The organism is Thalassospira sp. CH_XMU1448-2 (assembly GCF_037027285.1).
Classification (GTDB): Bacteria; Pseudomonadota; Alphaproteobacteria; order Rhodospirillales; family Thalassospiraceae; genus Thalassospira; species Thalassospira profundimaris_C.
The window spans coordinates 541,282-552,662 of the sequence record NZ_JAYMEA010000001.1 but is presented as its reverse complement, the minus strand read 5'-3'; the positions used below and the strand labels follow the sequence as shown (position 1 = coordinate 552,662).

Below are 11,381 nucleotides of genomic sequence, written 5' to 3'. Positions count from 1 at the left end.
CGTCTGATCCTCGTGCGTTAGAATTTCATGCTTGCGGAAATTTTGAAGTTGCGGCCCGGCTCATAAAGCCCCTGATCAGCAACCTGATAATTGTGATCAAACAGGTTATCGATCCCGGCATTGACCGTCAGACCCGGAACGGTTTCGCTTGCATCCCAGCGGGCAAACAGATCGAAGGTTGCGTAACCGGGAACTTCGCTGCCCGAAGCAATGCGGGTCAGGCGATCAACCATATTGGCGCGACCGCCAAGTTCGACACCGTAATCCTCGAAGCGATACCCGCCCGATACAGCAACCTTGTCGGCCGGAATATTGGCAAGGTTTTCACCGGTACGGGTGTTTTCCCCACGCAAACGCGATGCGGCCAAACCGGCAAAGACAACACCGGTGTCATAACTTAGCTCTGCTTCGAAACCTTTGATTTCAGCTTCGGGAACGTTGACACTTTTGGTTTCGGAACTACCGAAAGTCGCACCTTGCTGTTCGATGTAGTCTTCGATTTCGTTATGGAAATAGGCAACTTTGGCGCGGAAAGCGTCGCCCGCCGTCAGAAGGTTGTCAGACTTGAAGTTTGTCCCGAATTCCCACGTCTTGGCCTTTTCAGCTTCCAGATCGGGGTTGGCGACAAAATTGTTGCCCGGGAAGTGATAGCCGCTGGCATACATTTCGGTCATGGCCGGAGCACGGAAGGCTTCGGCATAACTGACATAGGGCTGCATCCAGGACGTCACGCGGTAGCTTGCCGAGAAGCGCGGGGAAATCGCGCTGTCCTCACGCGACCGCTGACCTTCCGCCGACAGGTCATAGGAGTCAAACCGCACACCTGCGGTCAGATCAAGCGCGTCGGTAACCGCAAAGGCATTGTCGACATAAACGCCATAGATGGTCATTTCCGCATCGGGAAACAGGTTGGCTACAGCAACGCCGTTACGACGGCCTTCCTGTGAATCCTGATAAAGCTCCCCGCCAACCGTTACTGCCAGTTCACGACCGGCCAGATCAAAGCGCGACGTGTTGTTGCCATCAATGCCGATGGTATCAAGTGTGCGTTCATCATGACGACCGTCGCTGACACGCTTTTCATCCAGATCCGTACGCATGCCATAGGCATTTACGTTTGCATCAATCCAGTCGTTACCCAAATCGTGATAGCTGTATCCCAGGACCAGCGAAGATTCTTCGCTTTCGCGATCCACAAGATAGTTGCTGGTGCTGTTTACAGCTGCACCACTATCCGGGGCAGCAGGCAACTGGTGATCATCGCTATAGCGCTGAACGCTCAGCGTCAGACGGCTCGCATCATTGATGTCGATCCCGCCCTTGAACATGCCATTGATGTAATCATCATCGGTATATTGCTGCTTTACGCCATCACCGGATTCAAAATTACCCGTGCTTTCGCGGGTGACGCTGACCAGAATGTCGGTATTGTCGGTCGGGCGACCATAGGCCATGCCATTTGTTGTCAAACCGTGATCAACAGACGCATATCCAACCTTGACCCGCGCACCAATTTTCTGGCCCGGATCAAGCAGATCATTGGCGTCCTTGGTGGTGAGTGCAATGACACCCCCCAATGCACCGGTGCCCTGCATGGTCGATGCCGCACCACGATAGACTTCAACCGATTTAAGGACTTCCGGATCGAAGAAGAAACGACCTTTGTGGCCAACACTCATATTGGCGCGGGCACCGTCAACACGCACAACCACACGGTCACCGGTCAAACCGCGAATGATCGGCTCCTGAACCGTGCTGCGCGGGCCACCATAAATCTCGACGCCGGGCATTCCGCGCAAGATGTCGCTCAGATCGGATGGCTGACGTCGTTCCAGTTCTTCTTCATCGACAACCGAAATTGATGCCGGTGCGTCGATGACCGATGTTTCAAGCTTGTTGGCGGTAATCGTGATTGCATCAAGTGCAATGCTGTTTTCGGCAATCAGGACCGGTTGGTCGGTGGTTGCAGATACATCTGCGGCATCGGTGCCCGATATATTCGTAGCATCTTGCGCATATGCAGCAGTGCCAAGCGCAAATGTTGATACTGTCGCCATAAGCAAGCGCACAGACTTGTTGAAAGCCATAATTTTCCCCTGTAAGGCAGCTTTGGTACCGATTTCGGCTGGCTGGCTGGCTTGTGCGGGGCACTGGCGCGCTGGCTGGCAAATCTGGTCAGATTTGATTGTGTGGCGTTAGTTAGACGCCTTATTTCGTCAGGATTAGCTTGTTGTTCGACGTCATACGAAGGCGGTATTCGTCTCCCTGATGGATAATAATGACCTCGCGGTCAGTTCCCATCAGTTCTTCCACCTGAATATGTTTCGCCTGAGCTGGAACGCCCGGTTTTTCAATCCTGCCTGTGATGTCAGGCATCACAAACTCCTTGTTTATGCACCGACTATATTAATAATGATTTGCATTCCTATATTCAATTGCGAATGAAAGTCAACTGCGCAGTTGCGCCAAAACATGAATGCGGGTCAATTACCGTCCCATTATGTGACAAAGGCCACATTTCCGGGTTGGAAATATGGCCTTTTGCATAAGGACCCTGAACTGATGGCGGTGAGGGAACGCTACCTAGTTGCTGACGCCGATCTTCTCGGACGAACCGGCACGCATTGCAGCGACAAGCTGCACTGCAACCACGATGAACAGGAAATAAAGCGCGACCTGCCAGTCGCCCAGAAGATCATGAAGGGCGCCAAACAATACCGGACCAATCGCCGCAAACAGATAGCCGACGGATTGCGCCATCCCTGAAAGACGGGCGGAAGTTTGCGGATCAGCCCCGCGCATCCCCACCAGCGTCAAGGCAATGCTGATCATGCTGCCCTGACCCAGACCAAGGCATACCGCCCAAAGATAGGGAAGCTCGGTCGTGGCAAACACAAAGCCCGGAATCGCAATGATCAGCGGGATATGCAGCACCAGCATCGCCAGTTTCTTGTTGGCAATTTTCGAATAGATCAGCGGTGCCGCAAAGGCTGCAGGAATACCAAAGACGTTAAAGATCGACAAAAGTGTTGCGGCCTCGGCCTCGGTAATGCCGTGATCGATGAAAACCTTCGCAAGCCAGGCAACCCCTGTGTAAAACATCAGCGACTGACAGCCAAAGAACAGCGCCAGCCACCATGCTTCGGTATTTTTCCAAAGCGATATTTTGGCATTCATCACCGGTGCCGGGGCCTTGTGGCGATAGCGCAGCATCGGCAACCAGCAGACAAAGGCAATTGCTGCAAATACCGCCCACACACCCAGTGACCAGCGCCAGTCCCCATCTGCGGCATTTCGTATCGGAATAGAAATGAATGCGGCAATGGTCGCGCCACTCGACATGGTAAAGGTGTAAAGGGCGGTCACAAAGGCAACATGGGTCGGGAAGCTGCGCCGCACCAGCGACGGAGTCAGCACATTCATCACTGCAATCGCAGCACCCAGAATGATCGTCCCTATCACCATGATGTCATAGGCTCCGCTGGCACGAAGCCCCTGCCCAAGGGCAATAAACAGCAACATCGTAAGAAGCGTTGCCTCAAGCCCGAATTTTTGTCCCAGTCGCGGTGCAAAAATCGACAGAACCCCGAAACTCAGAACCGGCAATGTGGTCAAAAGACCAAGCTGGGTTCCCGACAGCGACAAATCCGTTCCGATGATCTCAGCCAACGGACCAAGCCCGACAATACTGCCACGCATATTTGCGGCCAGAAGCAAAATGGCAAACAAAAAGCCGATATGCGCGCCAAGCCGGTGAAATCCGCGCCCGGCGTCGCTGTTCTGGTCGCTTGATGGGGCCGTCTTGTCAGTCATCGGAAAACTCCGTCTGGATCAGTCATGATCCGGGTTACGTCGTGATGGTGGCACGATCAGAATACGTAAATTCAGGAATGCATCAGACCGCCCTTATACAAAAGCGGTCACCCCCCACAGAACCCGAAGGGCAATCAGAACAAACAGAATGGCAATGATACGCTCGATCCAGGACGCGTGATCGCGCAACCAGGGCAAGACCGCCCCGTGCGATAACCCGATCGCCACAAGGCAATACCACGCCGCATCAATTGCTGCGGCGGTAAAGGCCAGAATGAACTTGCCGCTCCATTCAAATTCAGGCGACACGAACTGGCTGAACAGCGCAAGAAAGAACAGGGCAATCTTGGGATTAAGGAAGGCGATCATAAAGCCGTCACGTGCAGCCTGCCCGACCGAGCCGGAAAGCACACCGGCACCCTCGACATTGAACTTCTCGCCCGATCCCGCTGCCCGCCATGCCTTGATCGCAAGCCAGATCAGATAAAGCGCGCCAAGAATACTGACCGCGTTGTGAAAGACCGGCACTGTCTGAAACAGGATGCCAAGGCCGGTCATGGTGATCACGGCATAAAAGCCGATGCCCAGTCCATGTGCCAATGCGCAGGCAAAACCCGCCTGACGCGATTGCCCGACAGAATAGCGCAGAACAACTGCCAGGCTTGGACCCGGCGTCATCGCACCCAGAACGCAAATGGTTGCAACAGACAACCAGGCGGCAAAGCTCATGACGTTTCCCTTTGGTGGCGCAGGTTTCAAACCCGCCTCGTTTAGCTGCAAAGCTAGCGGCTTGCCAGAACCGTTTCAACGGAAATGAACTATCGCTATGATGGCGCCCTGCGTCACCGCGCATATGGTTGAACAATTCCCGCAAATCACGGTTTTAAATGATGTTTCTGCTGCTCAAGAACGCCAATGTTTTCGCCCCTGCCCCGATGGGCATCAATGATATCCTGATCTGTAACGATAAAATCATCGCCATCGCCCCGGATCTGGTTGTGTCGGTTCCGGGCGAAATCAAAACCATTGATCTTGGCGGCAAGCTAACAGTTCCGGGCTTTATTGACGGTCACGCCCATCTGATCGGGGGTGGCGGCGAAGGCGGATTTGCGACCAGAACCCCCGAAGTCGCGATTGGCAACCTGATCGAAGCGGGCATTACATCAATCTGTGGCCTGCTGGGCACTGATGCCGCAACCCGCCATATCGCATCACTTTATGCCAAAACCAAAGCCCTTCGAACCGAGGGCATCTCGGCTTGGTTCTTTACCGGGGGCTATCGGGTGCCGTCCCCGACCCTGACCGGGAATATCGGCGATGACGTGACTTTCCTTGATGCCTGTATCGGTCTTAAGACCGCAATTTCCGATCATCGCAGCAGCCAAAGCACCGTCGAGGAGCTTGCCCGGATCGCATCACAGTCGCGCATCGGCGGCATGACGTCGGGCAAGGCCGGGTCGGTTGTGGTCCATCTCGGCGATGGTGACGGGCATTTTGATCCGTTGATTGGCGTGATTGAAAATACTGAAATCCCGATTGCCCAGTTCATTCCGACCCATGTCAACCGCAAGCGCGCCCTTCTGGATGCCGCCAAAGACTGGGCAAAGCGGGGTGGCAACATCGATTTCACCACCGGGATTGATGCCGAACCCGATCCGGCCGGATCCGTTAAAACATCGACCGGCATTGCCGAATGCCTTGCCGATGGCGTGCCCCTTGATCGCATTTCGATGACCTCGGATGGCAATGGATCGCTTCCCGATTTTGATGCGCAAGGCAATATGATCGGCCTGACCGTTGCCGGATTTGACACTATACCGCGCGAATTTGCCGATCTTGTCGAACGCGAAAAGCTTGATATCACCACCGCACTTGCACCGATCACCCTCAATCCAGCCCGCATGCTGGGGCTCGATGGCTTCAAGGGACAGCTCAAGACCGGCTTTGATGCCGACATTCTTGTTCTTGACGATGCCCTGGCACCTGACACGGTGATTGCACGTGGCAAACCGGCAATGATCAGTAAGGAACGCCTGATCAAGGGCACGTTCGAGGCTTAAACACTGATATTTCATTGAATTTGACTGTCAAAAGGCATCGAAACCGGCATATTCCCCCGGATCGGTGCCTTTTTCTTGTCATATATGCCCGAATTAACGCGCAATAAGGTCAAACCCCGCTCGTATTTACCCGTCAAGCTTTTGCCAAGACACAGGCAAACCAATGACCTGTGCCAAAATGACGGAAAGGACACGAGAGATGCGACAGACAGCCATTACTCTGGCCGTTGCAAGCGCATTGGGGCTTTCAGCTTGTAGCGGATTGAATGACCGTAATCAGAAGATGCTCAGCGGTGCTGCAATTGGCGCCGGTGTTGGTGCTGTTGGCACCGTCATTACAGGTGGCTGCGTCACCTGTGGTGCCGTGATCGGCGGTGCCATCGGCACAGGTGCCGGTTACATCATGCATGAAAACGAGCAGGCCCGAAAATGATCAGAAAAATTATCCTTTTGACCGCAGCGCTCGGTCTTGCAGCGCCAATCGGCATTTCCACCCCGGCAAAGGCCGATCCACCACCATGGGCACCCGCCCATGGTTATCGCGCCAAGCAACATAAACACCATGGCGACAAGCACCGCTATAACTACCGGCCACGCGAAGATATCTTTGTCTCGAATGGAAGCTTCCTGCGCTGCAACCGTGACACAATCGGCGCATTGATCGGTGCCGGATCGGGTGCTGCACTCGGTTCGACCATCGGCAAAGGTGATGGACGGACTGCGGCGATGATCGGCGGTGCCATTCTGGGCATGCTGGGTGGCTATAGTATCGGCCAAAGCCTTGATCAAAGTGATCTGGCCTGTACCGGTTATACCTTGCAAAATGTGCCGGACGGACGGTCTGTGCGCTGGATCAATCCGGATTCGGGCAACAGCTATAATGTTGTGCCCACCCGCAGCTGGCAAAACACCAGCGGACGCTATTGCCGTGAATATAGCGCAACCGCCGATATCGGCGGAAGACAGCGCGAAACATACGGCACCGCATGCCGTCAGCCCGATGGATCCTGGCAAATTGTGTCATAAAGACGCGTCTTTACGTCGATAGATCAATTGGGAATTTCTCCCGCGAAAGCCCGGCACAGCCGGGCTTTTTTCATACTTTTCATCCAATTTTTGCATCTTAAAGTCACTTGAAATCAATGCCTTATTCGTCGCGCATATACCCTTTTCGTAATTTGATTTACGTTAACGTCACTTTGTATTACAGTCAGACAACAAACATAAAAAAATACAATCAAATATGAGGGAGGCGTTCGTGGATGACATCCTCGACACCGTAAAGGAAAAGCTGCCACAGCTGCGCGGTCTTAATGCCGTTATTGCGTTTGACTGCGGCGATGACGGACATATCGTTGTCGATGCCACCGGTGATGAGCCGGTGATCAGCGACGATGATCTGTCGGATGCGGACTGCATTCTGAAAATCAAGAAAGCCAACCTCGAAAAACTGATCGCCGGAAAACTCGATCCGATGCTTGCCTTCACTTTGGGCAAACTCAAGATCAAGGGATCCATGGGAGTAGCGGCAAAACTGTCATCCATGCTGGACTGACAAGGGCCGAAACGATCCGTTCTGCGGGGGAAACATGCGGCAACGCATCTGGAAACGTAGCGTATCAGCTTTGATCACGGGTATTTTCACCCAATGTGCCGTTCTTTCGATGGCATCTGCGGGGGAAGTCCTGAATTTCCGCGTTCTCAAGGACGGGGAACCCATCGGCTATGAAAAAGTCGAAATCACGCCGACAGCATCTGGTCGCACCGTCAGGGTTGAGACTCTGACCGACGTCAGCGTGCTGTTTCTGAAATTCCATTATGACCACCAGCGCACCGAGCAATGGCACGATGACAAGCTGGTTTCGGTCGAAATCACCACCAATGATGACGGCACACACTACACCTGGCAGGCAAGCTATGATGAAGACTGCTATCAGCTCGCTGGCAAAGGTGTCGGGAAACGGAATGCCTGTGATGGTGCCTGGCCACTCAGCCTGTGGTCCGAGGACATCACGGTAAAAACCGATCTCTATAGCGTCATCAATGCCGAACCTTACGGGGTTCAAACCCGAAAGGTCGGTACAGAAAATGTGACGGTCGAAAACCGGGAAACACCGGCGACCCATTACATCATGTCGGGCGATATCGAGCGTGACCTTTGGTATGGTCCCGACGGGAAACTTCTGAAAACAAGCTTTAAAAGAAAGGGTTACGACATCGACTTTATCCGGGTTGATGCGATGACCCTTCAACAATAAAAGCGGGCGTTTTGAATCAAGAATTTGAAGCGTTAAAAGATTAAGGGAGAAACAGATGTCTAAGCTCAAGATGAGCTGCCTTGCGGGGGCAGCTTCGGGTACAGCAATTCTTTGTGCACTGGCGACCATCGGTACTGCACATGCATCGGGTTTTCAGGTCCGCGAAACCAGCGGCACCCTGCAAGGCTCAAGCTTTGCAGGCATGACAACCCTGTCAACCGATGCCTCGACCATGTCCTACAATCCCGGCACCGTCGGCCAGTATGATGAAACGACCTATAGCGCCGGTGTCACGGTTATCCGCCCGGTTGCCAAGGCGAAAAACACCCTTGCAACTGACGGGTCAAGAACAAGCATTGCCCAGACAGGTGGCGGCTACAAGGATATGGCACAGGATGCCGCAGTGCCAAACGCACATGCCGTCTGGAAACTGAATGAGAATATCAATCTTGGTGTTTCCATTACCTCTCCCTGGGGGTTGGTCACTGACAACGATTCCGATTTCAGCGGACGTTTCTTTGGGACAACTTCGAAGATCAAGACCGTCAATATCAAGCCCGTCGTCGCATACCGGTTTGACAATGGCCTGAGCATCGGTGCCGGTCCGCAAATCCAGCGTTTCGAAGCCCGTTTGGACAAGGCTGTTGCCTCACTTGCTGGTGCAAAAACAGAAGGCAACTCATCACTTAAGGGCGATGATGTCGGCTATGGCTGGACAGCTGGTTTGAACTGGGAACTGACCGAAGCCACCCGTCTTGGCCTGTCCTATAACTCCGAGGTCGAGCACAAGCTTGAAGGCACGATCAAGTTTGACAGTGCCGCCAAGGGTCTTTTGACCCCCTATACGGACCGTAATGCCACAGCCAAAATCACAACCCCGGAAGCCGTCGCATTCGGGATGTCTCACGATCTCAATGATCAGTGGACTTTGATGGGTGATGTACAATGGACCAACTGGAACTCGGTCGGCGAACTGGTGTTCAACTATGATGGTCTGATCAACAGCAACCTCGCCACAAGCGGCAGCACCACCGAATATTACAACTGGGGTACGTCCTGGTTCGGGGCACTTGGTGCGCGGTACCAGTATGATGAAAACTGGGCCTTTACCGGCGGTGTTGCCTATGACGAAACCCCGATCAAGACCCGCAACCGCAATGTGCGCCTGCCGGATTCCAATCGCTACTGGGTATCGTTTGGCACCAGCTACAAGGTTGCTGACTGGGTCGCTTTCAATCTTGGCTACACGCATATCTTCGCTGATACGGCACGCGTCGATCATACCTCGGCAGCACTTGGTAATTATGCAGCCGATTACGAGGCCAGCGTCGATATCATCGCTCTGCAGGCGAATTTCAAATTCTGATCTGCTATAATGCTTGGCACGGGGTGGCAGTTGCCACCCCGACCGGGCTGCTTTTTTTTGCCCGCAAAGTGACGTTAACGTAATGGAGTTAACGCAAGTGAACAAAGTAAACGTCCAAGAAGCTCCCATCCTGATGAATGGCGTTGATATCAGCACGCCAGTTCACACACGTCGGGTCCACGAAATTTTTGATAGTGCCGCGGCGCGTTTTCCGCTGCGGCCCTGCCTGGATTTTCTGGGCCGGATTTATGATTACAAAACCATCGCCGATCAGATTGATCGCGCTGCCGAAGGTTTCAAGCAGCTCGGCGTGCGCAAGGGGGACAAGGTTGGTCTTTGTCTGCCCAACACGCCTTATTATGTCGTGTGTTATTATGCGATCCTGAAATGCGGCGGCGTGGTGGTAAATTTCAATCCGCTTTATGCCAAACGCGAGATTGCCTATCAGATCGAGGATTCCGGCTGTCGCCTGATGGTAACGCTGAACCTTAAACAGATCTATCCCAAGGTCGCGGCATGCCTTGATGAAACCTGCCTCAAACGCATCGTTGTTTGCGAAATGAGCAGCATCCTGCCACCGGTTAAAAGCGTTCTGTTTTCACTGTTCAAACGCAGTGAACTGGCCGACGTACCGACCGACTTGCGTCACATCCCATATGACCGGGTGATTGGCTGCAAGCCGATTGATACGGTGGTTGACGTCGCAGTCAATGATCTGGCTGTTCTGCAATATACCGGCGGCACCACCGGACGCCCCAAGGGCGCGATGCTGACCCACGCCAATCTCAGTGCCAATGTCGATCAGCTGACACGCTGGATGCCGGACGCCAATCCGGGACATGAAGTCACCCTGTGTGTTTTGCCGTTCTTCCATGTTTTTGCCATGACCGTGGCGCTGAATACATCAATCAATCTGGGGGCAGAGCTTGTTCTGCATCCCCGGTTTGAACTGGGAGCCCTTCTGAAATCGCTTGATAAAAAAAGAGCGACAATCTTTCCCGGCGTGCCAACCATCTATACCGCGATCAATAATTCGCCCGAGACCCCAAAGCACGATCTGTCTCATATTCGTTGTTGTATCTCAGGGGGTGCGCCCCTTCCGGTCGAGGTCAAACACCGGTTTGAAGAAATCACCGGGTCAAAGGTGGTCGAGGGATATGGGCTGTCTGAAGCAAGCCCGGTTTGCACCTGTAACCCGGTCAAAGGGGAAAACAAGGAAGGCTCTATCGGGCTTCCAATGCCCTGCACCGAGATCGAAATCCGTTCTCTTGCCAACCCGGAACTGGCCATGCCTTTTGGTGAAAAAGGCGAGGTTTGCATCCGCGGACCACAGGTCATGCCCGGTTACTGGCAAAACGAAACAGCAACCCGTGAAACCTTTATCGATGGCTGGTTGCGGACCGGTGATGTCGGTTATCAGGATGATCAGGGATATACATTCCTTGTTGATCGCCTGAAGGATGTCATTCTGTGCAGCGGATACAATGTCTATCCGCGCGCCATCGAAGAAGCACTTTATCTGCATGACCAGATTGCCGAAGTCACCTGCATCGGCGTGCCGGACAAATATCGCGGACAAGCCCCCAAGGCTTTTGTTCGCCTGAAAGACGGTGTCACCGGGATTACCCCCGATGATCTCCGCGCGTTTCTGGACGACAAGATTTCAAGAATCGAAATGCCACGCGAAATCGAAATTCGCGAAGAGCTTCCAAAAACCATGGTCGGCAAACTGTCGAAAAAGGAACTGGTCGAGGAAGAACGTCTGAAGAGAGAGGGGAAAACGTCTTGAAAAAACAGTGCGTTAACGTCGCATCACACACAACGGAAAAAATCCATGTGACGTTAACGTAAACTAATTGACGTTAAGATAAAAATATATACGAT

11 protein-coding genes are annotated in these 11,381 nt (G+C 53.3%); 7 read left to right on the top strand and 4 right to left on the bottom strand.

Annotated elements, in window-relative coordinates; all coding sequences use genetic code 11:
• Nucleotides 1–17: 17 nt before the first annotated feature.
• From WA318_RS02610 to WA318_RS02595, 4 genes are all read right to left on the bottom strand, one after another.
• The gene (locus WA318_RS02610) at nucleotides 18–2,087 is read right to left on the bottom strand and encodes a TonB-dependent hemoglobin/transferrin/lactoferrin family receptor (protein WP_336079889.1); all 2,070 of its coding nucleotides are present in this window, start codon (nucleotides 2,085–2,087) and stop codon (nucleotides 18–20) included.
• Between the two features lie 121 nt (nucleotides 2,088–2,208).
• Nucleotides 2,209–2,376, bottom strand: coding sequence for a hemin uptake protein HemP (gene hemP, locus WA318_RS02605; RefSeq protein ID WP_114096525.1), 168 nt, complete (start codon nucleotides 2,374–2,376; stop codon nucleotides 2,209–2,211).
• Between the two features lie 207 nt (nucleotides 2,377–2,583).
• On the bottom strand, nucleotides 2,584–3,813 hold the full coding sequence (locus tag WA318_RS02600; RefSeq protein ID WP_336079886.1) for a CynX/NimT family MFS transporter: 1,230 nt from the start codon (nucleotides 3,811–3,813) through the stop codon (nucleotides 2,584–2,586).
• 93 nt (nucleotides 3,814–3,906) lie between these two features.
• Nucleotides 3,907–4,542 carry a LysE family translocator gene (locus WA318_RS02595; RefSeq protein WP_336079884.1) on the bottom strand — a complete coding sequence of 212 codons (636 nt, stop codon included), beginning with the start codon at nucleotides 4,540–4,542 and terminating at the stop codon, nucleotides 3,907–3,909.
• A gap of 158 nt (nucleotides 4,543–4,700) precedes the next feature.
• Between WA318_RS02595 and iadA the strand changes: the two genes are divergently transcribed.
• The 7 genes from iadA (at nucleotide 4,701) to WA318_RS02560 (ending at nucleotide 11,286) form a co-directional block, all read left to right on the top strand.
• Nucleotides 4,701–5,873, top strand: a complete 1,173-nt coding sequence (gene iadA / locus WA318_RS02590) for a beta-aspartyl-peptidase (RefSeq protein ID WP_336079882.1) — start codon at nucleotides 4,701–4,703, stop codon at nucleotides 5,871–5,873.
• A gap of 199 nt (nucleotides 5,874–6,072) precedes the next feature.
• Nucleotides 6,073–6,306, top strand: a complete 234-nt coding sequence (locus WA318_RS02585) for a hypothetical protein (protein ID WP_336079880.1) — start codon at nucleotides 6,073–6,075, stop codon at nucleotides 6,304–6,306.
• Nucleotides 6,303–6,899: an RT0821/Lpp0805 family surface protein gene (locus WA318_RS02580; RefSeq protein ID WP_336079878.1), complete on the top strand. Its 597-nt coding sequence runs from the start codon at nucleotides 6,303–6,305 to the stop codon at nucleotides 6,897–6,899. The genes WA318_RS02585 and WA318_RS02580 overlap by 4 nt, the downstream gene beginning before the upstream one ends.
• Nucleotides 6,900–7,131: 232 nt before the next feature.
• On the top strand, nucleotides 7,132–7,428 hold the full coding sequence (locus tag WA318_RS02575) for an SCP2 sterol-binding domain-containing protein (RefSeq protein ID WP_336079877.1): 297 nt from the start codon (nucleotides 7,132–7,134) through the stop codon (nucleotides 7,426–7,428).
• Between the two features lie 34 nt (nucleotides 7,429–7,462).
• On the top strand, nucleotides 7,463–8,131 hold the full coding sequence (locus WA318_RS02570) for a DUF6134 family protein (protein ID WP_114096520.1): 669 nt from the start codon (nucleotides 7,463–7,465) through the stop codon (nucleotides 8,129–8,131).
• Between the two features lie 55 nt (nucleotides 8,132–8,186).
• Nucleotides 8,187–9,497 (top strand): OmpP1/FadL family transporter, encoded by a 1,311-nt coding sequence (locus tag WA318_RS02565; RefSeq protein ID WP_114096519.1) that lies wholly within the window; start codon nucleotides 8,187–8,189, stop codon nucleotides 9,495–9,497.
• A 97-nt stretch (nucleotides 9,498–9,594) separates the two neighbouring features.
• A complete protein-coding gene (locus WA318_RS02560; protein ID WP_336079876.1) occupies nucleotides 9,595–11,286 on the top strand; it encodes a long-chain-fatty-acid--CoA ligase in 1,692 nt (563 codons plus the stop codon).
• Nucleotides 11,287–11,381 lie beyond the last annotated feature (95 nt).